Annotated in this window: 19 protein-coding genes and 1 riboswitch; of the genes, 12 read left to right on the forward strand and 7 right to left on the reverse strand. The window is 57.1% G+C overall.

Annotation, left to right across the window (positions count from 1 at the left end; genetic code table 11):
• The first annotated feature begins 88 nt into the window (after positions 1-88).
• Positions 89-910 (forward strand): undecaprenyl-diphosphate phosphatase, encoded by an 822-nt coding sequence (gene bacA / locus HF679_RS21860; RefSeq protein WP_123756427.1) that lies wholly within the window; start codon positions 89-91, stop codon positions 908-910.
• Positions 911-937: 27 nt separating this feature from the next.
• Here bacA and HF679_RS21865 read toward each other — a convergent pair whose 3' ends face one another.
• A complete protein-coding gene (locus HF679_RS21865; protein WP_123756428.1) occupies positions 938-2179 on the reverse strand; it encodes a multifunctional CCA addition/repair protein in 1242 nt (413 codons plus the stop codon).
• A 61-nt stretch (positions 2180-2240) separates the two neighbouring features.
• Positions 2241-2861, reverse strand: coding sequence for a TIGR04211 family SH3 domain-containing protein (locus tag HF679_RS21870; protein ID WP_123756429.1), 621 nt, complete (start codon positions 2859-2861; stop codon positions 2241-2243).
• A 221-nt stretch (positions 2862-3082) separates the two neighbouring features.
• On the opposite strand from HF679_RS21870, the gene HF679_RS21875 reads away from it, so the two are divergent.
• The 4 genes from HF679_RS21875 (at position 3083) to glgS (ending at position 9176) form a co-directional block, all read left to right on the forward strand.
• Complete coding sequence (locus tag HF679_RS21875) at positions 3083-4381, forward strand: inorganic triphosphatase (protein WP_187042372.1); 1299 nt, start codon at positions 3083-3085, stop codon at positions 4379-4381.
• 21 nt (positions 4382-4402) lie between these two features.
• Positions 4403-7240 carry a bifunctional [glutamate--ammonia ligase]-adenylyl-L-tyrosine phosphorylase/[glutamate--ammonia-ligase] adenylyltransferase gene (gene glnE, locus HF679_RS21880; RefSeq protein WP_187043077.1) on the forward strand — a complete coding sequence of 946 codons (2838 nt, stop codon included), beginning with the start codon at positions 4403-4405 and terminating at the stop codon, positions 7238-7240.
• Between the two features lie 58 nt (positions 7241-7298).
• Positions 7299-8732, forward strand: coding sequence for a bifunctional D-glycero-beta-D-manno-heptose-7-phosphate kinase/D-glycero-beta-D-manno-heptose 1-phosphate adenylyltransferase HldE (gene hldE / locus HF679_RS21885; protein ID WP_123756432.1), 1434 nt, complete (start codon positions 7299-7301; stop codon positions 8730-8732).
• A gap of 240 nt (positions 8733-8972) precedes the next feature.
• On the forward strand, positions 8973-9176 hold the full coding sequence (gene glgS / locus HF679_RS21890; RefSeq protein WP_123756433.1) for a cell surface composition regulator GlgS: 204 nt from the start codon (positions 8973-8975) through the stop codon (positions 9174-9176).
• A gap of 85 nt (positions 9177-9261) precedes the next feature.
• Here glgS and ubiK read toward each other — a convergent pair whose 3' ends face one another.
• Complete coding sequence (ubiK, locus tag HF679_RS21895) at positions 9262-9531, reverse strand: ubiquinone biosynthesis accessory factor UbiK (RefSeq protein ID WP_123756434.1); 270 nt, start codon at positions 9529-9531, stop codon at positions 9262-9264.
• A 120-nt stretch (positions 9532-9651) separates the two neighbouring features.
• A riboswitch (FMN riboswitch) is annotated at positions 9652-9802 on the forward strand.
• 105 nt (positions 9803-9907) lie between these two features.
• Here ubiK and ribB point away from each other — a divergent pair.
• Positions 9908-10561, forward strand: a complete 654-nt coding sequence (gene ribB / locus HF679_RS21900) for a 3,4-dihydroxy-2-butanone-4-phosphate synthase (RefSeq protein WP_154144088.1) — start codon at positions 9908-9910, stop codon at positions 10559-10561.
• 55 nt (positions 10562-10616) lie between these two features.
• On the opposite strand, the gene zupT is transcribed toward ribB, so the two are convergent.
• Positions 10617-11387 carry a zinc transporter ZupT gene (gene zupT / locus HF679_RS21905; protein ID WP_123756436.1) on the reverse strand — a complete coding sequence of 257 codons (771 nt, stop codon included), beginning with the start codon at positions 11385-11387 and terminating at the stop codon, positions 10617-10619.
• 263 nt (positions 11388-11650) lie between these two features.
• Between zupT and ygiD the strand changes: the two genes are divergently transcribed.
• A complete protein-coding gene (gene ygiD, locus HF679_RS21910) occupies positions 11651-12442 on the forward strand; it encodes a 4,5-DOPA dioxygenase extradiol (RefSeq protein WP_123756437.1) in 792 nt (263 codons plus the stop codon).
• Positions 12443-12495: 53 nt separating this feature from the next.
• On the opposite strand, the gene HF679_RS21915 is transcribed toward ygiD, so the two are convergent.
• The 3 genes from HF679_RS21915 to tolC all read right to left on the reverse strand — a co-directional run bounded on the left by HF679_RS21915 (position 12496) and on the right by tolC (position 15987).
• Entirely contained in the window at positions 12496-13656 is a 1161-nt protein-coding gene (locus HF679_RS21915; protein ID WP_123756438.1) for a glutathionylspermidine synthase family protein, read from the reverse strand.
• Positions 13657-13661: 5 nt separating this feature from the next.
• On the reverse strand, positions 13662-14333 hold the full coding sequence (locus HF679_RS21920; protein ID WP_123756439.1) for a DUF1190 family protein: 672 nt from the start codon (positions 14331-14333) through the stop codon (positions 13662-13664).
• A gap of 181 nt (positions 14334-14514) precedes the next feature.
• Positions 14515-15987, reverse strand: a complete 1473-nt coding sequence (gene tolC, locus HF679_RS21925; protein WP_187042373.1) for an outer membrane channel protein TolC — start codon at positions 15985-15987, stop codon at positions 14515-14517.
• Between the two features lie 195 nt (positions 15988-16182).
• On the opposite strand from tolC, the gene nudF reads away from it, so the two are divergent.
• The 5 genes from nudF to parE are packed head-to-tail and all read left to right on the forward strand — an operon-like array spanning position 16183 to position 20587.
• Positions 16183-16815, forward strand: a complete 633-nt coding sequence (gene nudF, locus HF679_RS21930) for an ADP-ribose diphosphatase (RefSeq protein ID WP_187042374.1) — start codon at positions 16183-16185, stop codon at positions 16813-16815.
• Positions 16812-17234, forward strand: a complete 423-nt coding sequence (locus HF679_RS21935) for a DUF1249 family protein (RefSeq protein WP_123756442.1) — start codon at positions 16812-16814, stop codon at positions 17232-17234. Before nudF ends, HF679_RS21935 begins: the two co-directional genes overlap by 4 nt.
• A 24-nt stretch (positions 17235-17258) precedes the next feature.
• Positions 17259-18086 (forward strand): 3',5'-cyclic-AMP phosphodiesterase, encoded by an 828-nt coding sequence (gene cpdA, locus HF679_RS21940; protein WP_123756443.1) that lies wholly within the window; start codon positions 17259-17261, stop codon positions 18084-18086.
• Complete coding sequence (yqiA, locus tag HF679_RS21945; RefSeq protein ID WP_187042375.1) at positions 18086-18661, forward strand: esterase YqiA; 576 nt, start codon at positions 18086-18088, stop codon at positions 18659-18661. Before cpdA ends, yqiA begins: the two co-directional genes overlap by 1 nt.
• Before the next feature lie 30 nt (positions 18662-18691).
• Positions 18692-20587 (forward strand): DNA topoisomerase IV subunit B, encoded by a 1896-nt coding sequence (gene parE / locus HF679_RS21950; RefSeq protein WP_123756445.1) that lies wholly within the window; start codon positions 18692-18694, stop codon positions 20585-20587.
• Positions 20588-20657: the final 70 nt, after the last annotated feature.

A 20657-nucleotide genomic window follows, 5' to 3' on the forward strand; every position in this document is an offset into this window, starting at 1 on the left:
CCGTGTCCAAACTGGCCGCATCAATATCACCTGATGGAAGGGTTCAGCGTATCTGGTTTTTTCATTTTACTGTTAAAGGGTTTATGGGATGAGCGATATACACTCGCTGCTGGTGGCGGCAATATTGGGTGTGGTTGAAGGGTTAACGGAGTTTTTACCGGTTTCCAGTACCGGGCATATGATTATCGTCGGTCATCTTCTGGGTTTTGAAGGTGATACCGCGAATACTTTTGAGGTGGTCATTCAGTTAGGTTCTATCCTGGCGGTTGTCGTGATGTTCTGGCGTCGTCTGTTTGGCTTGATCGGTATTCATTTCGGCAAACCGCCGGTGCATGAAGGGCAGGGAAGCGGGCGCTTATCGCTGATTCATATTCTGTTGGGGATGATTCCGGCGGTGGTGCTGGGGCTGGTCTTCCACGATATGATCAAATCGCTGTTTAACCCGATCAACGTGATGTATGCGCTGGTGGTGGGTGGCGTACTGCTGATCGCCGCGGAAGTGTTTAAACCGAAGCAACCGCGCGCCGTGGGCATCGATGATATGACCTATCGTCAGGCGTTTGCGATTGGCTGTTTCCAGTGTCTGGCGCTGTGGCCGGGCTTCTCCCGTTCAGGGGCGACCATTTCCGGTGGGATGCTGATGGGCGTCAGCCGTTATGCGGCATCAGAGTTCTCTTTCCTGCTGGCCGTGCCGATGATGATGGGCGCCACCGTGCTGGATCTGTATAAGAGCATCGGTTTCCTCAGCGTGAGCGACATTCCGATGTTTGCCGTTGGGTTTATCATGGCGTTCATCGTGGCGCTGATCGCGATTAAAACCTTCCTGCAGCTGATTAAACGTATCTCGTTTATCCCGTTCGCCATCTACCGCTTTATCGTCGCGGCAGTGGTCTACGTGGTGTTCTTCTAAGCACTAAGCACAGGGTAAACCTGGCCCTCAGTCTTGCGGCTGAGGGCAGCGTTGTTCCTTCCACTGCGCGACGGCCAGAATCCGGCGTCGCGTCAGTTCTTCACGAATCTCCGGCCCTTTAAGCCCCAGCGCGACCACCTCTTTGGTCGACACCGACTGGGCGACATCCCAGGCTTCAAGCAGCAAACGCCCCTGCGGGTAATCGCAGGCTTCAAACCCGGTGCGTCCGCGAACATCGGCCTCGCTGGTTAGTGCAATTTGCCTGACGCGCTGCGGCTTGCGCCAGGCGTCGATATTGTCGAACAGCTTAATCAGCGTTTTGGGCTGCAGGATTGGCAGGGTGTGGATCAGGTCGTGGAACTCGGCAACCAGCTTCGCCAGATCGCGAATATCGTTTGGCACACGCAGACGGGCGCAGAGTTGCTCCACCAGCTTAACACCCGCCGGGCCGTGGCCGTGGTGGCGTGGCCACAGCGCCTTCGGCGTCAGCCCTTTGCCAAGGTCGTGGCACAGGGTCGCAAAACGCACGTCAACGTCCGGCGACAGCATTGCCGCCATCGTCAGGGTCATCAGGGTATGCAGGCCGGTGTCGATTTCCGGGTGCCATTTTGCCGGGGCGGGTACGCCGTACAGCGCGTCGATCTCCGGGAACAGCACGCCGAGCGCATGGCAATCGCGTAAGGTCTGGAAGAACACCTGCGGATTGCGGGTGCTGAGGGCGTTTTCGGTCTCTTTCCACACCCGCTCGGGCGTCAGGTGGGCCAGTTCGCCAGCGTCGGCCATCTCGCGCATCAGCGCCAGGGTCTCATCGGCAATGCGAAAACCAAGGTGGGCATAACGCGCCGCAAAGCGCGCCACGCGTAAAACGCGTAGCGGATCTTCACTGAATGCCGGGGATACATGGCGCAGCAGGCGCAGGTGCAGGTCGGACTGACCGCCGTAGGGGTCGATAATCTGGCCGTCAGCGTCCTGGGCCAGCGCATTGACCGTCAGGTCACGGCGCAGCAGATCTTGCTCGAGAGTGACATCCGGGGCGGCATAGCAGGTGAAGCCGGTGTAGCCCGAGCCGGATTTCCGCTCGGTACGCGCCAGCGCGTACTCTTCCCGGCTTTGCGGATGCAGAAACACGGGAAAATCGCGGCCTACCTGCTGGTAGCCCGCGTCAAGCAGTTGCTCAGGCGTCGCGCCCACGACAACCCAATCTTTATCTTTGACCGGTAGCCCTAATAATGCATCCCGAACCGCACCACCGACCAAATAAATCTTCACGCCCTGCTCTCCCGTATCTGCTTTGTGCAAGATGATACGTAAGTCTGGCAGAGAAGACGAATTAGTTCATCCACCGGTCTTTACGTTTACGGCTCGGAACCAGATGAGGCAACACGAGACCGAGCAGCAGGCCGATACCCAGCACGCCACCGCCGTACATAAACCACTGCATAATAATGGTGCGCTGTTTGTCATCCAGCTGGAGATTGGCGGCATTGACCTTCTTCTGGGCGACAACCAGCTCATTTTTCAGCTTTTGGTTCTCGTCTTTCAGCGCGTTGATGACGTTATCGCTGCCCGCGACTTTTTTCTGCATGTCGGCAGTGCGCTGGTTCCAGGTGGTATCGATGTTATTCAGCTTGTCGGTCAGGGTTTTCACCTGATTTTCCAGATCCGGCACGCGGGTACGCAGGCTGGGCTCGGTGCTCAGCTCTTTCAGCGGAATCCAGGCGGTACGGCCATTGCCGTCGCGGATCTGTGCATAATTGGTGCTGTCATTGGTTTGCAGCAGAGAGACTTCTTCCCCAGCGTTGATGGTGCCCTGAAGACGATAATTATCGCCAGGACCCGTACGAACCCAGGTGTTCAGTTCATCAGAAACATAGCGTTTTTCTTCTGCATGAACCGCCGTCGCGGCGCTAAGCGCCAGCACAACAAAAGTAATAAGGCGTAATTTTGGCATCAGGTCATCGTTAAGTCATAAAAAGGTGAACGATAGTAGTGGCATCGCCATAGCGACGCAAAGTTTTCTGCCACAATCGGAAACATCCAAAGGGTGGCCCGGCAAAATGCGCAATGTGCATTGCATGGCGAATCGCCGCAAAATACTATCTACTGACAAAAAATATCGGCATTAGTTCGCCGTATTTTCCCGGCAGAGCACAGAAGCGGAAGAATTCAGTCATGACTCAAGAAATCGAATTAAAATTTATCGTCTCCGACAATGGCGTAGAAGCACTGCGTCAGCACCTTAACACGCTCAATGCCCAACATACGCCTGCGGGCCAGTTGCTCAATATTTATTATGAAACCGCGGATAACTGGTTGCGTCGTCATGATATGGGGCTGCGGGTTCGCGGCGACAGCGGTCGTTACGAAATGACCCTGAAAATTGCCGGCCGGGTGGTGGGCGGATTGCATCAGCGTCCGGAATACAATATCCCGCTGGACGGTCCCGAGCTGGCGCTGGAGCGCCTTCCTGCCGAAGTCTGGCCGCAGGGGGAGCTGCCTGCTGAGCTTGTACAAGGCGTGCAGCCGCTGTTCAGCACCGATTTTGAGCGTGAAAAATGGGTGGTCAGTGAAGGTGAAAGCCAGATTGAAATCGCCCTCGATCGCGGGGAAGTGAAGACCGCTGACCATCAGGAAACGATCGGCGAACTGGAACTGGAGCTGCTCTCCGGCAAGACGGAAGATGTGCTGACGCTGGCCCGTCGTCTGCTGGAAACCGGCGTACTGCGGCAGGGGAGCCTGAGCAAAGCCGCCCGCGGCTACCATCTGGCCCAGGGCAACGCTGAGCGCCCGGTCACGGCGTTCGGGGTTGTGCAGGTCGCGGCAAAAGCCAGCGTTGAGCAGGGGCTGGAAGCGGCGCTGGAAAACGCGCTGGCGCACTGGCTCTATCATGATGAGGTCTGGAGCCGCGGCAATCCGGCGGCCAAAACCGAAATTCTGCGGGCCATCGCGCGGGTTCGTCACGCGCTGGTGCTGTTTGGCGGAATTGTGCCGCGTAAGGCTACCGCCTCGTTGCGTGAAGCGCTCAACGTGGCTGAAGCGGCGCTGGTAGAGGCCGGAAAAGACCCATCGGCGGTGTTTAGCATTGCCACGGTCAGCGCCAAACTCACGCTGACCGAATGGCTGGTGAACCGCGGCTGGCGTGAATCGTTAAATGAGGGTGCGCAGAAGAAAATCGCCGGCTCGTTTAAACGCTTTGCCGATATCCAGCTATCGCGCGCGGCTGCCGAATTAAAAAATGCGTTCCAGCAAACCCTGGGGGACGACTATGAAGGCCAGCTGCCGCGCCTCACCCGTGACATCGACAGCATTCAACTGCTGGCCGGCGCCTATGCCGCCGCTGCCGCCGCCTGGCTGGAGAACTGGCTGGAAGTGCGTCGTGCCATAGAACACCGGGATCGCAGCGTCATCGATTATTTCCGCCGCCAGGCGCTGGCCGCAGAGCCATTCTGGCTGCATAGTGGCAAACGATAATTTCAGGCCAGGGAGACCCCTATAATGCCGCTTTCTTCGCAGTTACAGCAGCACTGGCAGACGGTTGTGGACCGCCTGCCAGCGGATTTTCCAGTATCGACATTAAGCCCACAGGCGCAGTCGGTGATGGCGTTCAGCGATTTCGTCGAGCAAAGCCTGGTGGCCCAGCCGCAGTGGCTGGCGGAGCTGGAAAGCGCCCCGCCCAGCGCGGAAGAGTGGCGACACTATGCCGAGTGGCTACAGGCGGCGCTGGCTGAGGCTAACGACGAAGCGGCGCTGATGCGCGAGCTGCGCCTGTTCCGCCGCCGTATTATGGTGCGCATCGCCTGGGCCCAGGCGCTGCTGTTGGTCAGCGAAGAGAGCAGTTTGCAGCAGCTAAGCGCGCTGGCCGAGACGTTAATCGTTGCCGCCCGCGACTGGCTGTATAGCGCCTGCTGCAAAGAGTGGGGGACGCCATCGAATGCCCAAGGCAAGCCTCAGCCGCTGCTGATTCTCGGGATGGGCAAACTGGGCGGCGGCGAGCTTAACTTCTCGTCGGATATCGACCTGATTTTTGCCTGGCCGGAGCATGGCTCCGCCCTCGGCGGGCGTCGGGAGCTGGATAATGCCCAGTTCTTTACCCGCCTGGGACAGCGACTGATTAAAGTGCTCGACCAGCCGACGCAGGATGGCTTTGTCTACCGCGTCGATATGCGCCTGCGTCCCTTTGGCGACAGCGGGCCGCTGGTGCTGAGCTTTGCCGCGCTGGAAGATTATTATCAGGAGCAGGGGCGCGACTGGGAGCGCTATGCGATGGTCAAAGCGCGGATCATGGGCGATAACGAAGGGACTTACGCCAACGAGCTGCGCGCCATGCTGCGGCCGTTTGTCTTCCGTCGCTATATCGACTTCAGCGTGATCCAGTCGCTGCGCAATATGAAAGGGATGATTGCCCGTGAAGTCCGCCGTCGTGGGCTGAAGGACAATATAAAGCTCGGCGCTGGCGGCATCCGCGAAATCGAATTTATCGTCCAGGTCTTCCAGCTGATCCGCGGCGGGCGCGAACCGGCGCTGCAGCTCCGGGCCTTGCTTCCGACGCTGGCCGCCATTGAAGAGCTGCATTTGCTGCCGGAAGGCGACGCCACCCGGCTGCGCGAAGCCTATCTGTTCCTGCGGCGCCTGGAAAACCTGCTGCAAAGTATCAATGACGAGCAGACGCAAACGCTGCCACAGGACGATCTCAACCGCGCCCGTCTGGCGTGGGGGATGCAGGCTGATGACTGGGAGACGCTCAGTACGCGGCTGGCGGAAAAAATGGCCAACGTGCGCCAGGTGTTTAACGAGCTGATTGGCGATGACGAAGCCCAGTCACCGGATGAGCAACTGGAAGAGTACTGGCGCGAGCTGTGGCAGGATGCGCTGGAAGAAGACGACACCAGCCCGGCGCTGGCCCATCTTGAGGATAGCGATCGCCGCAGCGTGCTGGCGCTGATTGCCGATTTCCGCAAAGAGCTGGATAAGCGCACCATCGGCCCGCGCGGGCGTCAGGTGCTGGATCAGCTAATGCCGCATCTGCTCAGCGAAGTGTGTTCCCGCACCGATGCGCCGGTACCGCTGGCGCGCATTACCCCGCTGTTGACCGGCATCGTCACCCGCACCACCTACCTTGAGCTGCTCAGTGAATTCCCCGGCGCGCTGAAGCACTTAATCAGCCTCTGTGCCGCTTCGCCGATGGTGGCCAGCCAGCTGGCGCGCCACCCGCTGCTGCTGGATGAGCTGCTGGATCCTCACACCCTCTATCAACCGACGGCTACCGATGCCTACCGCGATGAGCTGCGCCAGTATCTGCTGCGCGTGCCGGAAGAGGATGAAGAGCAACAGCTGGAAGCGCTGCGCCAGTTTAAGCAGGCGCAATTGCTGCATATTGCCGCTGCCGATATCGCCGGAACGCTGCCGGTGATGAAAGTGAGCGATCACTTAACCTGGCTGGCTGAAGCGATGATTGATGCGGTGGTACAGCAGGCCTGGATGCAGATGGTGGCGCGTTATGGTCAGCCAACCCATCTGCATGACCGCCAGGGACGTGGTTTTGCGGTTGTCGGCTACGGCAAACTGGGAGGCTGGGAGCTGGGTTACAGTTCTGATCTCGATCTGGTGTTCCTCCATGACTGCCCGGTTGAAGTGATGACCGATGGCGAGCGTGAAATCGATGGCCGCCAGTTCTATTTGCGCCTGGCCCAGCGCATCATGCACCTGTTCAGCACCCGCACATCGTCGGGCATTCTCTACGAAGTGGACGCTCGCTTACGCCCTTCCGGCGCTGCCGGCATGCTGGTTACCACCGCCGATTCTTTCGCCGATTATCAGAAAAATGAGGCCTGGACCTGGGAGCATCAGGCGCTGGTGCGCGCTCGGGTGGTCTATGGCGACCCGGCGTTGCAGGAGCAGTTTGATACCATCCGTCGCGATATTCTCAGCACGCTGCGCGACGGGGCGACGCTGCAGACCGAGGTGCGGGAAATGCGCGAGAAGATGCGCGCCCACCTCGGGAATAAGCAGCGCGACCGCTTTGATATTAAAGCCGATGCCGGAGGCATTACCGACATTGAATTTATCACCCAGTATCTGGTCCTACGCTATGCGCATGAAAAACCGAAGCTGACGCGCTGGTCGGATAACGTGCGCATTCTGGAACTGCTGGCACAAAACGACATTATGGATGAAGGCGAAGCTCGGGCGTTGACCCACGCCTACACCACGCTGCGTGATGCGCTGCATCATCTGGCCCTGCAGGAACTGCCGGGCAATGTCGCCCCTGATGCCTTTACCCACGAGCGCGAGCAGGTGAGCACCAGCTGGCAGAAGTGGTTGATGGATTAACTAAAAAACCGGGTGTGCTATTATCGCGCGCAAAGTTTGCATCTCGCAGGAGAGAGTCATGAAAGTAACGCTGCCGGAGTTTGAACGTGCAGGAGTGTTGGTGGTTGGCGATGTGATGCTGGACCGCTACTGGTATGGTCCCACCAGCCGTATTTCCCCTGAAGCCCCGGTACCGGTGGTGAAAGTGGAAAATATTGAGGAACGTCCTGGCGGCGCAGCAAACGTGGCAATGAATATCGCCTCCCTCGGCGCGACCTCCCGTCTGGTCGGGCTCACCGGCATTGATGATGCTGCGCGGGCGTTGAGCAAAGCGCTGGCTGACGTCAATGTGAAGTGTGATTTCGTCTCCGTGCCGACGCACCCGACCATCACCAAGCTGCGCGTGCTGTCGCGTAACCAGCAGCTGATCCGCCTTGATTTCGAAGAAGGATTCTCTGGCGTTGACCCACAGCCGATGCATGAGCGTATTCAGCAGGCGTTGGGGACCATCGGGGCGCTGGTGCTGTCTGACTACGCCAAAGGCGCGCTGACCAGCGTTCAGACCATGATTAAGCTGGCACGTGATGCCGGCGTGCCGGTACTGATTGATCCGAAAGGCACCGATTTTGAACGTTATCGCGGCGCCACGCTGCTGACGCCGAACCTCTCTGAATTTGAAGCGGTGGCGGGCAAATGCAAAGACGAAGCGGAGATTGTCGAACGTGGCCTGAAAATCATTGCTGATTTCGAGCTGTCCGCGTTGCTGGTGACCCGCTCTGAGCAGGGGATGACGCTGCTGCAGCCGGGCCGTCCGCCGCTGCATATGCCGACTCAGGCACAGGAAGTGTATGACGTGACCGGCGCCGGTGATACGGTGATCGGCGTGCTGGCGGCGACGCTTGCCTCCGGCAACACCCTGGAAGAGGCCTGCTACTTCGCCAACGCGGCGGCGGGCGTGGTGGTCGGCAAACTGGGGACCTCTACCGTATCGCCTATCGAGCTGGAAAACGCGGTCCGCGGGCGTGCCGAGACCGGGTTCGGGGTGATGAACGAAGACGAGCTGAAGCAGGCGGTAGCGGCGGCACGTAAGCGCGGTGAGAAAGTGGTCATGACCAACGGGGTGTTTGACATTCTGCATGCCGGTCACGTGTCGTATTTGGCCAATGCGCGCAAGCTGGGCGATCGCCTGATTGTGGCGGTTAACAGCGATGCATCGACCAAACGTCTGAAGGGCGAGACCCGACCGGTTAACCCGCTGGAGCAGCGCATGATCGTGCTGGGCGCGCTGGAAGCCGTGGACTGGGTGGTCTCGTTTGAAGAGGATACCCCGCAGCGCCTGATCGCCGGGATCCTGCCGGATCTGCTGGTGAAAGGCGGTGATTATAAGCCGGATGAGATTGCCGGCAGCGAGGAAGTCTGGGCCAACGGCGGCGAGGTGCTGGTGCTCAACTTTGAAGATGGCTGCTCAACCACCAATATCATCAGGAAGATTCAGAAAGATAGCGGGAAGTAATGACTGACGCCGAAGTGCCGGTAAAACGGCCGGCGGCGTAAGGAATAAGCCCGTTGAAAAGGCCTGCGATCGCGAGATCGTGGGCTTTTTTTTATTTAATCATGAGAGAAATGATTCAGCGCAATAAATAATCTATTCAGGCGCATTTTTCGTACAGAAAGCGGTAGCGTAAGTATAAATACTGAAGTCAGTAAACAGCATATGACCTAACAGAACACTCACGGTTGAAGGAGTATGCGGATGAATCATCACGAACTGTATTCAATGAAGAACTTTGATTTTCTGGCGCTGAGTTTTGCCAGAATGCGCGCACAAGGCCATAGCGTTGATCTCCAGGCCATTGTCGGCAATATGGATGAGGAACATCGTGAATGGTTTTGTCAACGGTATGAACTCTACTGCCGTCAGGTCGATGAAGAGGTTGCGTCGGAAGTTGAACACTAAGAGCACGGCCCAGGGCCAGGCAACAATGTACGCCTACCAGGGTAGGCTCTGAAGCAATAACGGGCCGCAGCGGGCCCGTTATTTTTTACGGCTTCTCTTCGACGTCCGGGGCCGCCGAGCGGCTTTCCAGATCGCTGATACGCTGTTCCAGTAAAGCCAGTTTCTCGCGGGTGCGCAGCAATACCTGAGTCTGTACATCAAACTCTTCGCGGCCAACCAGATCCAGACGGGTCAGCTGCGACTGGAGGACCTGGCGGATTTTCTTCTCCACATCATCCCCAAGATCGCGCAGGCCTTTCGGCATTGACTCATGGACCTGGCGGGCGATTTGTTCAATTTTTTTCGGGTCAATCATGGTGGTTTCCTGCTCTGGTCGATTTGTCGCTTATTGTAGTGCGAACGGCGGGCGCTATAAACCAGAAATGTTTGAAGCTTATACGTTGCCGATGATAATCAATAGCGTTATAGTTACTTCGCTTATTCTCAGGGCGGGGCGAAATTCCCCACCGGCGGTAAATCAACCATGCGTTGAAAGCCCGCGAGCGCTTTTTGCGAAAGCAGAAAGGTCAGCAGATCCGGTGTAATTCCGGGGCCGACGGTTAGAGTCCGGATGGGAGAGAGTAACGGCTCAGCCGGATTGCGATCCGCTTGCGTTGACTTTTGCCGCTTAACCGGCACTCCTAAGACTGCCCTGATTCTGGTAACCATAATTTTAATGAGGTTTATTTACCATGAATCAGACGCTCCTTTCCTCTTTTGGTACCGCTTTTGAACGTGTGGAACACGCTTTAAATGCACTGCGCGAAGGCCGCGGTGTGATGGTGCTTGATGATGAAGACCGTGAAAACGAAGGCGACATGATTTTCGCCGCCGAAACCATGACCGTTGAGCAGATGGCGCTGACCATTCGTCACGGCAGCGGCATTGTCTGCCTGTGCCTGACCGACGAACGCCGTAAGCAGCTTGACCTGCCGATGATGGTGGAAAACAACACCAGCGCCTATGGCACCGGCTTTACCGTGACCATTGAAGCCGCTGAAGGCGTCACCACCGGCGTGTCCGCCGCTGACCGTGTGACCACCGTGCGTGCGGCCATTGCCGACGGCGCAAAACCTTCCGACCTGAATCGTCCGGGCCACGTTTTCCCGCTGCGCGCGCAGCCGGGCGGCGTATTGACCCGTGGCGGTCATACTGAAGCGACCATCGATCTGGTGACCCTGGCGGGCTTCAAGCCGGCGGGTGTCCTGTGCGAACTGACAAACGACGACGGCTCCATGGCGCGTGCGCCAGAGTGCATCGCCTTTGCTCAGAAACAAAATATGGCCGTTGTCACCATCGAAGACCTGGTGGCCTACCGTCGTGAGCATGAGCGTAAAGCCAGCTGATAACGACGGACGTCATCTCAAAGCCCACGCTTGCGTGGGCTTTGTTGTTTTCAGGTCAGCCGATTCCCATAGCCTGCAGGGCAACCAGACTTAATCCCATCACCGACATCCCGCACAGCACGCCATAGCTGGGGTTGCTCTGGGGATCGATCTCTTTTGCCAGCGGCATCAGCTCATCGACCGAGAGCGCCACCATAATGCCGGCAACGGCGGCCATAATAGCGCCCATCACGACCGGCGACACCAGACTGCCAAGGATCAGCCACGCCAGCACACCGCCGAGGATTTCCGCCAGTCCGGACAGCCCGGCCCACAGCACGGCTTTAGAACGCGAACCGGTTGCGGCATACACCGGGCCGGCAACCGCCAGCCCCTCAGGAATATTATGTAACGCGACGGCCAGCGCGATGCCCATACCCAGCTCGAGGTTGTTGCTGGCGGTCACAAAGGTGGCAATCCCCTCCGGGAAGTTATGCAGGCTGATACCGAGGGTCAACAAAATCGCGGTACGGCGTAGATTACGCGGCCGTGCGATACCGGGTGACATCAGGTCCTGCGGATGGGCGTGCGGTAGCAGATGGTCGAGCGCAAAGTAGCCCAGCAGGCCGATGACAAACATACCGTAACCGAGCAGCGGCGACATCCCTTCGGCGTTCAGCGCCGCGGGTAGCATCTCCATCAGCGAGATCAGCAACATGATCCCGGCGGCAAATCCGAGGGAGAATCCCAGCAGGCGATTAGACGGTTTCTGACCCAGGACGCCAAAAATAGCACCGATGAACGTCGCGCTCCCGGCCAGTAGCGTCAATATTAAGGGTGACGACATCATTCCCCTCCTTTGATAATGATTATCATTAATAATATCGAAATTGTCAGAGTACGGCGAGAGGGTGAAGTGCCCTTTTACAGCGAATTATATCCGTCATACTTCAAGTTGCATCAGCGTTGGCCTTCCTGCAACTCGAAGTATTGAGGGTATACATTCAAATTTTCTGACGATCATCATCATGCTTATCTGAGTTATTCCTGACGCAAAAACGCGTAATGTGAAGGCATCACAATTCCTCTCTAGTTATTAAGGATATCACCATGTCCCGTACCCGAATGCCAGCGTTGTTTTTAGGCCACGGCAGCCCGATGAACGTGCTGGAAGACAATATTTATACCCGTACCTGGCGCCAGCTGGGCGACACATTGCCGCGTCCAAAAGCGATCGTGGTGGTTTCTGCGCACTGGTTTACGCGCGGCACCGGGGTGACGGCCATGGAAACGCCGAAAACGATCCACGATTTTGGCGGCTTCCCGCAGGCGCTGTACGATACGCATTATCCGGCTCCTGGTTCCCCGGCGCTGGCGCAGCGCCTGGTTGAGCTGCTGGCGCCGGTTCCCGTCACGCTGGATAAAGAGGCCTGGGGCTTCGATCACGGCTCATGGGGCGTCCTGATTAAAATGTACCCCGATGCGGATATCCCGATGGTGCAGCTGAGTATCGACAGCACCAAACCGGCGGCCTGGCATCTGGAGATGGGGCGTAAGCTGACGGCGCTGCGTGATGAAGGCATCATGCTGGTGGCGAGCGGTAACGTAGTCCATAACCTGAGAACCGCACGCTGGCACGGCGAGAACACGCCATACCCGTGGGCGGAGTCCTTCAACGATTACGTGAAAACCAACCTCAGCTGGAAAGGACCGGTGGCTGAACATCCGCTGGTGAACTATCTGGCGCATGAAGGTGGCTCGCTCTCAAACCCGACGGCGGAACACTTCCTGCCGCTGCTCTATGTGCTGGGCACCTGGGACGGCGAAGAGCCGATTTCTATTCCGGTAGACGGTATTGAGATGGGATCGCTGAGTATGCTGTCTGTGCTGATTGGGGCGTAACGGCGGCGGCAATAAATCACCCCGGCAACCATTTTGCGCTGCCGGGGTGAGGTTTACTCGACGAAAATATGCGGGTAGAAGCGGGACAGATCCTGAGTGATCAGCGCCCGATCTTCGCGCACGCCGATCCCGGCGGGCTGGTCGTTGATCAGCCAGCTGCCGATCAGCGTATAGCTGTCGCCAAATTTCGGCAGCGGATAGAACTCCTGCACGATCGTACCTTCTTCACCGTACGGGCCTTCTACGGCCTCCAGCACTTTGCCGTTCTCGACGATCGACACGTTGGCACCTTCGCGGGAGAAGATCGGTTTGATGACGTACTTCTCCATCTCCGGGTGCGCATCTTCGCTGAAGTAAGCCGCCAGCAGGTTCGGGTGGTTAGGGAACATTTCCCACAGCAGCGGAAGCAGCGCTTTGTTAGAGATGATGCTCTTCCAGGCCGGTTCCAGCCAGCGTACGCCAGCATCTTCCAGCTTGGTGGAGAACATCTCGCGCAACATGTATTCCCACGGGTAGAGCTTGAACAGATTGCCAATCACCTGATCCTGCAGGTCGGTAAACTGACCCTTTTCGCCGAGGCCGATATCTTCGATATACAGAAACTCGGTGGCGACGCCGGCTTCCGCCGCGCAGTCCTGCAGATACTGGACGGTGCCGCGATCTTCTTCGGTATCGCGACAGCAGGCCATATGCAGCAGCTGGAAGCCAAACTGCTCGCGCAGCTGGCCAAAGCGCTCAATCAGTTTTTCCTGCAGGCTGTTGAACTGGTCGCTGCCTTCCGGCAGCTGCCCAGCGTTGATCTGATCTTCCAGCCAGATCCACTGAAAGAACGCGGCTTCATACAGCGAAGTCGGGGTATCGGCGTTGTTCTCCAGCAGCTTTGGCGCACCGACACCGTCCCACGCCAGATCGAGACGCGAGTACAGCGACGGCTGGTTGGTTTTCCACGACTGGCGCACGAAGCCCCAGGTATGTTTCGGGATACGGAATTTGGCCATCAGCTCATCGCTGGCGATGACTTTTTCCACTGCCTGCAGGCACATTTGATGCAGCTCGGCGGTGACGTTTTCGAGCGTTTCAACCTGGGCCAGCGTCAGTTTGTAATAGGCTTCTTCGCTCCAGTAGGGCTCGCCATACATGGTATGAAAGTTAAAGCCGTATTCCGTCGCCTTTTCACGCCAGTCCGGGCGCTCCGTGATGCTGATTCTTTCCATGGTGTTTAGCCGCCCATTGAGCGTTTAGTCGAGGTCGTGCCCGCAGCGCTACGCTGCATGGTGGATTGTTTTGCCACCGACTCACCAAACCCACCGCGCGTTACGGTGCTGGTGGTCGCCGGTTTAGGCGCCATTGCCGTCTTCGGCACGTTCATTGTCCGGCCCGGTTGCGCGGCGCCGTAGCTCTTACCACCGGCATCGGTGTATTGACCGTAGGCCGGGCTGGCCGGGTTTTTCGAGCTGAACAGCGGCTGCTGCGCGCCCATACCGCCGCCCATCATTCGGCCCATCATGTAGCCGGCCATCAACGGCATCCAGAAGCTGCCGCTGCTTTGCGCCTGGGCCTGGTTTTCTGGAGCTACGCCCGCCTGAGCTGGCGTCTGCTGGCACTGGCCTTCACCGAATTCCGCGACGCAATCTTCACGCGTGGCGTATTTCGGTGCGGTACGTACCGCTTCCTGCTGCGCGTTGTTGAACGCGGTGGTGCACTCTGCGCTCTTGCCCGGGTTGGCGGTAGAGCAGTCGTCGGCGTTTTGATAGAGAGAAACCGTCTCGTCGGTTTTTTCACAACCGGCAAGCATAAATACGGCCGTAACGGCAAGGGCGACTGGCGTCAGATGACGTGCGCTCCAGCTTTTACGGAACGAGGCATGATTGATATTTTTTGTCCGTTTCATATTTGTCTTCCAGGACCCAGTGGTATGGCATTTTGTTAACGCTCAGGATAGAGGATGAGTGGTGGAAAATGAAGCGAATAGGGGCGGAAAGGAGGGGAAAGCAGGGGATCTTTACGTTGCCTTACGTTTAGCGCTTCGCTTAGCTGAATTCGTTAAGCGAAGCGCTATCGTACCGGGGCGATTACTGACGGAAAGGATTGGTGCCGCTGGTTTTTGTCGTGCGGGTGGTTGATGTCGGGGTCGCCGCCGGTGCCGCATTGCTGCTGTAACCGTCTGCGTTGGCATCCTGCTGCGGAGTTTCCGGCGCCACGCTGTCTGGCGATGTTGCTACTGGTTTACCCAGCGTGTTGTTCAGTGCCACCAGATCCTGCTCGTTCAGCGTACCGAGCGCAGATTTAATGTTCAGCTGGTTAATCAGGTAGTTATAACGCGCGCTGGAGAGCTGTTGCTTGGCGTTATACAGCGTGGTGGTTGCATCCAACACGTCGACGATGGTACGCGTACCGACCGAATAACCGGCTTCCATGGCATCAAGGGAGCTCTGAGCAGAGACCACCGCCTGTTTATAGGCGTTGATGCTGCTGATAGAGGCATTGATGTTGTTAAAGGAAGAGCGGACGGTCTGTACGACGCTACGATGCGAGCTTTCCAGCTGTTCGCTGGCGCCAACAAAGTTGTATTGCGCCTGTTTGACCTGCGAGTTCACCATCCCGCCCTGATACAGCGGCAGCGAGAAGCTCAGGCCGACTTTGTTCTGCCCGGCGTCGTTGTCGTCATACTGGCTGTTGTGGGTTTTGGAACCGCTGTAGGAGGTGTTGGATACCCCGGTCGATGCGGTCAAATCCAGTGTCGGCATATGGCCGTCTTGTGCCTGGCGAATTTGTTCGCGCGCAAGATCCTGGTTCAGACGTGCCTGCAGCAGCGACAGGTTACGGTTTTCCGCTTCCTTCAGCAGCGCGTTCACGGTCTGCGGCTTGTTGGTCTTAAAGCCGTCAACGTTCAGCGATGCCAGTTCCGGATAGTAGTTGCCGGTAACCTGACGCAGCGATTCTACCGCGTTATCGAGGTCGTTGCGTGCAGTGACTTCGTTAGCCAGCACTGAATCGTATTGTGAACGGGCGTTCTGCACGTCGGTGATCGCCACCAGGCCCACGTTAAAGCGTTGGGTGGTTTGATCTAACTGACGGTAGATAGCCTGTTTCTGCGCTTCGGTGTAGGACAGCGTATCAATCGCGCTCAGGACGTTAAAATAGGCCGTAGCGGTGTTCAGAATCAGCGTTTGCTGATCGGTCTGATAGGTCACATCCTGAATACCAGCTGCTTTTTCCTGCAGCGTCAGGGCGCGCCATTTCGACATATCAAACAACGTTTGTGTTAACTGCAGCGAACCACTGGTGACATTAGAGTTCACGCCGTTGCTGTCGCGGTAGCCATTGGTATAGGTATAATCAGCACCCAGACCGAGCTGAGGCAGTAACGGGCTACGTGCTTCGTTGATCTTTTCGAATGCAGCATCACGATCGGCTGCTGATTTACGCAGGTCAGGGTTGCTGACGCGCGCCTGCTGATAAACCTGCATCAGGTTCTCTGCCTGGCTCATGGCGCTGAAGCCAGTCAGGCCAAGGCCGATGAGGATGGGGAGAAGTTTCTTCATTTGCATTCCTTGTTGTGAAGCATAAAGTGCAGCCCAAATTTTAAAGTTATCTGCTGATTGTATCGACTCTGCCGCGGTAAAAAGTTGGCGTTACGTGCCATCGGGCGGTAATTTGCACCAATCTAACATACAGACTGTAAAACGGTAGCCAAACGGCTTATAAATCCTTCATTTCGGATTCGCAGGACAGAGACTATGAGCAAGCCCAATCAGCAAGGAAATACCTTCTCTAAAAACGATGTAGAAATTATTGCACGCGAAACGCTTTATCGTGGTTTTTTTTCGCTGGACTTGTACCGTTTTCGCCACCGTCTGTTTAACGGCGAGATGAGCGGAGAGGTGACGCGCGAAATTTTTGAGCGCGGGCATGCCGCAGTCTTGCTACCCTTTGACCCGATACGCGATGAGGTTGTGCTGGTCGAGCAGATTCGCATTGCGGCGTATGATACCAGCAAAAGCCCGTGGTTGCTTGAGATGGTCGCCGGTATGATTGAAGAGGGCGAATCCCCTGAAGATGTTGCCCGGCGTGAAGCGGTAGAAGAAGCCGGGCTGGAAGTCGGGCGGACAAAACCGGTGCTGAGTTATCTGGCCAGCCCCGGCGGCACCAGCGAACGACTGTCGATTCTGGTCGGTGAAGTCGATGCGACGACAGCAAAAGGGATTCACGGCCTGGCGGAAGAAAACGAAGACATCCGGGTGCATGTGGTAAGCCGGGAGCAGGCTTATCAGTGGGTAGAAGAGGGGAAAATCGACAACGCGGCCTCTGTCATCGCCTTGCAATGGCTGCAATTGCATTATCACCATTTACGTAACGAGTGGACAAAATGAAGCGTTATACACCTGACTTCCCGGAAATGATGCGCCTGTGCGAAACCAATTTTGCTCAGCTGCGCCGCCTGTTGCCTCGAACCGATACGGCTGGCGATGTCGCGGGTTATCAGGTGGGTAATGCGCAGTATCGACTCACTATCATCGAATCGACTCGCTACACTACATTAGTCACGATTGAACAGACGGCGCCAGCGGTAAGCTACTGGAGTTTACCGTCGATGACGGTGCGTCTTTATCATGATGCGATGGTGGCTGAAGTGTGTTCGACTCAGCAGATCTTTCGCTTCAAAGCAAAGTATGATTATCCTAATAAAAAGTTGCATCAACGCGACGAAAAGCATCAAATTAATCAGTTCCTGGCGGACTGGCTGAGATACTGTTTAGCACATGGAGCGATGGCGATTCCGGTTTGTTAGCGTCGTGAAACCTAAGGACACCATTTGGAAAGCCTGTTAAATCTGCCTCTGGCTGGTGAGACCAGAGTCAGGATATTACAAATTACTGATACTCACCTGTTTGCTGAAAAACATGAAACGCTGTTAGGCATCAATACCTGGGAAAGCTACCAGGCCGTGCTGGATGCCATCCATGCTTCACAGCGTGAATGCGATCTGATTGTGGCAACAGGCGATTTGGCGCAGGATCATTCAGCCGCGGCCTATCAGCACTTTGCTGAAGGTATCGCGAGTTTTGCCGTGCCCTGCGTCTGGCTGCCGGGCAATCATGACTTCCAGCCTGCGATGTACAGTACGCTGCAGGAGTCCGGCATCTCCCCGGCTAAACGGGTTTTACTGGGCCAGCACTGGCAAATATTGTTGCTGGATAGCCAGGTCTTCGGCGTGCCCCACGGCGAACTGAGCGACTTTCAGCTGGAATGGTTGGAGCAGCGCCTGGCAGAAGAACCTGAGCGATACACGTTACTGCTGTTGCATCACCACCCGCTTCCTTCGGGCTGCAGCTGGCTGGATCAACACAGCCTGCGCAACGCCGGCGCGCTGGACCGCGCACTGACCGCTTTTCCACGGGTGAAGCATCTGCTCTGCGGCCATATTCATCAGGAACTGGATCTCAACTGGAACGGACGGCGGATGATGGCGACCCCATCAACCTGCGTACAGTTCAAGCCCCACTGCGCCAATTTTACGCTGGACACGATTTCCCCCGGCTGGCGCTGGCTGGATCTCCATGCCGATGGGACGTTGACCACCGAAGTCTGTCGCCTTAAGGGCGTGAAGTTTCACCCGGATATTGCTTCAGAAGGATACTGATGGCTACGCTCCTTTATCTGCACGGTTTTAACAGTTCACCGCGGTCGGCAAAAGCGACGGTGCTGAAGGAGTGGCTGGCGCAGACCTTTCCTGAAATAAACATGGTGGTGCCGGAACTGCCTGCCTATCCGGCCGAAGCCGCAGAGTTACTTGAGGCGATAGTGCTGGAACACGGCGGGGAACCGCTGGGGGTTGTCGGCTCTTCCCTCGGGGGCTACTACGCCACCTGGCTATCGCAGTGTTTTATGCTGCCAACCGTGGTGGTTAACCCGGCGGTACGCCCTTTTGAACTGCTGAACAATTTCCTTGGCCTCAATGAGAATCCGTACACCGGGCAGCAATATGTGCTAGAGTCTCGCCATATTTACGATCTCAAAGTCATGCAAATCGACCCACTGGAAGCGCCCGATTTACTCTGGCTGCTGCAGCAAACGGGCGATGAAGTGCTTGATTACCGCCAGGCCGTTGCTTATTACGCTTTATGCCGGCAGACGGTCGAAGAGGGCGGCAACCACGCATTTGTCGGCTTTGAAGATCATTTCACTCAGATTATCGATTTTCTGGGTCTGCGTTAAGCAGCCCTGGATCACCTACGAATACACACCATGACGCAATCTTCATATAACGCTGATGCCATTGAGGTCCTCACCGGGCTTGAGCCGGTTCGCCGCCGTCCGGGGATGTACACTGACACAACACGTCCTAACCATCTCGGTCAGGAAGTTATTGATAACAGTGTGGATGAAGCACTGGCCGGCCACGCGAAACGCGTGGAGGTCATTCTTCATGCCGATCAATCGCTGGAAGTGATCGACGACGGGCGCGGAATGCCGGTTGATATCCACCCGGAAGAAGGGGTTCCGGCCGTTGAACTGATCCTCTGCCGGCTGCATGCGGGCGGTAAATTCTCCAATAAGAGCTACCAGTTCTCCGGTGGTTTGCATGGGGTGGGGATTTCGGTGGTCAACGCCTTGTCGAAACGCGTTGAAGTGAACGTGCGTCGTGATGGTCAGGTCTACAGCATCGCCTTCGAGAACGGCGATAAAGTCGAAGATCTCCACGTCACCGGGACCTGCGGCAAACGCAATACCGGGACCAGCGTGCATTTCTGGCCTGATGAAAGCTTCTTTGACAGCCCGCGATTCTCCGTAACGCGCTTGACGCACGTGCTGAAAGCCAAGGCGGTACTCTGCCCGGGCGTTGAGATCGTGTTCCGCGATCAGGTCAATAACAGCGAGCAGCGCTGGTGTTACCAGGACGGCCTGACGGACTACCTGTGCGAAGCGGTGAACGGCCTGCCGCTGCTGCCGGAAAAACCGTTTGTCGGCAACTTCTCCGGGGAAACCGAAGCGGTTGACTGGGCGCTGCTGTGGCTGCCGGAAGGCGGCGAGCTGCTGACGGAAAGCTACGTCAACCTGATCCCAACCATGCAGGGCGGGACCCATGTGAACGGCCTGCGTCAGGGGCTGCTCGAAGCCATGCGTGAGTTCTGTGAATACCGCAATATCCTGCCGCGCGGCGTGAAGCTGTCGGCGGAAGATATCTGGGATCGCTGCGCCTACGTGCTGTCGGTGAAAATGCAGGATCCGCAGTTCGCCGGCCAGACCAAAGAGCGTCTCTCTTCGCGCCAGTGCGCGGCCTTTGTCTCCGGCGTGGTGAAAGACGCCTTCAGCCTGTGGCTCAATCAGAACGTCCAGGCGGCTGAGCTGCTGGCCGAAATGGCGATCTCCAGCGCCCAGCGCCGGATGCGCGCGGCCAAAAAAGTGGTGCGTAAAAAGCTGACCAGCGGCCCCGCGCTGCCGGGCAAGCTGGCGGACTGTACCGCTCAGGATCTGAATCGCACCGAGCTGTTCCTCGTCGAAGGGGACTCGGCAGGCGGGTCAGCCAAGCAGGCGCGCGATCGTGAATATCAGGCGATCATGCCGCTGAAAGGCAAAATTCTGAATACCTGGGAAGTCTCTTCCGATGAGGTGCTGGCGTCGCAGGAAGTCCACGATATTTCGGTGGCGATCGGTATCGATCCGGACAGCGACGATTTAAGCCAGCTGCGTTACGGCAAAATCTGCATCCTGGCGGATGCCGACTCCGATGGTCTGCACATTGCCACGCTGCTGTGCGCCCTGTTTGTGAAGCACTTCCGCACGCTGGTGAAACACGGCCACGTGCATGTCGCGCTGCCGCCGTTATACCGCATCGACCTCGGTAAAGAGGTGTACTACGCCTTGACCGAGGAAGAAAAAGCCGGAGTGCTGGAGCAGCTGAAACGCAAGAAGGGCAAACCAAACGTCCAGCGCTTTAAAGGGCTGGGCGAAATGAACCCGATGCAGCTGCGTGAAACCACGCTTGATCCGAATACCCGCCGCCTGGTGCAGCTGATTATCAGCGATGAAGATGAGCAGCAGACGACGGCGATGATGGATATGCTGTTAGCCAAGAAGCGTTCGGAAGATCGCCGTAACTGGCTGCAGGAAAAAGGGGATATGGCGGATCTGGAAGCCTGACCGGTGGTGTTATCAGAACTGGCGCTGCCGCCAGTTCTGAGGCATGGCTGTTGTACTTCTCTTCAGCACT

This window comes from Enterobacter sp. JUb54, from assembly GCF_014298075.1.
Taxonomy (GTDB): Bacteria; Pseudomonadota; Gammaproteobacteria; order Enterobacterales; family Enterobacteriaceae; genus Klebsiella; species Klebsiella lignicola.

What these genes read in the sequence shown, in the direction of transcription:
- nudF (WP_187042374.1), top strand. Translation starts at nt 16,183, where the DNA reads ATGAGCAAGCCCAATCAGCAAGGAAATACCTTCTCTAAAAACGATGTA.
- tolC (WP_187042373.1), bottom strand. Translation starts at nt 15,987, where the DNA reads ATGAAGAAACTTCTCCCCATCCTCATCGGCCTTGGCCTGACTGGCTTC.
- ygiD (WP_123756437.1), top strand. Translation starts at nt 11,651, where the DNA reads ATGTCCCGTACCCGAATGCCAGCGTTGTTTTTAGGCCACGGCAGCCCG.
- yqiA (WP_187042375.1), top strand. Translation starts at nt 18,086, where the DNA reads ATGGCTACGCTCCTTTATCTGCACGGTTTTAACAGTTCACCGCGGTCG.
- HF679_RS21870 (WP_123756429.1), bottom strand. Translation starts at nt 2,861, where the DNA reads ATGCCAAAATTACGCCTTATTACTTTTGTTGTGCTGGCGCTTAGCGCC.
- bacA (WP_123756427.1), top strand. Translation starts at nt 89, where the DNA reads ATGAGCGATATACACTCGCTGCTGGTGGCGGCAATATTGGGTGTGGTT.
- HF679_RS21920 (WP_123756439.1), bottom strand. Translation starts at nt 14,333, where the DNA reads ATGAAACGGACAAAAAATATCAATCATGCCTCGTTCCGTAAAAGCTGG.
- ubiK (WP_123756434.1), bottom strand. Translation starts at nt 9,531, where the DNA reads ATGATTGACCCGAAAAAAATTGAACAAATCGCCCGCCAGGTCCATGAG.
- ribB (WP_154144088.1), top strand. Translation starts at nt 9,908, where the DNA reads ATGAATCAGACGCTCCTTTCCTCTTTTGGTACCGCTTTTGAACGTGTG.
- hldE (WP_123756432.1), top strand. Translation starts at nt 7,299, where the DNA reads ATGAAAGTAACGCTGCCGGAGTTTGAACGTGCAGGAGTGTTGGTGGTT.
- HF679_RS21875 (WP_187042372.1), top strand. Translation starts at nt 3,083, where the DNA reads ATGACTCAAGAAATCGAATTAAAATTTATCGTCTCCGACAATGGCGTA.
- HF679_RS21935 (WP_123756442.1), top strand. Translation starts at nt 16,812, where the DNA reads ATGAAGCGTTATACACCTGACTTCCCGGAAATGATGCGCCTGTGCGAA.
- zupT (WP_123756436.1), bottom strand. Translation starts at nt 11,387, where the DNA reads ATGTCGTCACCCTTAATATTGACGCTACTGGCCGGGAGCGCGACGTTC.
- HF679_RS21915 (WP_123756438.1), bottom strand. Translation starts at nt 13,656, where the DNA reads ATGGAAAGAATCAGCATCACGGAGCGCCCGGACTGGCGTGAAAAGGCG.
- parE (WP_123756445.1), top strand. Translation starts at nt 18,692, where the DNA reads ATGACGCAATCTTCATATAACGCTGATGCCATTGAGGTCCTCACCGGG.
- glgS (WP_123756433.1), top strand. Translation starts at nt 8,973, where the DNA reads ATGAATCATCACGAACTGTATTCAATGAAGAACTTTGATTTTCTGGCG.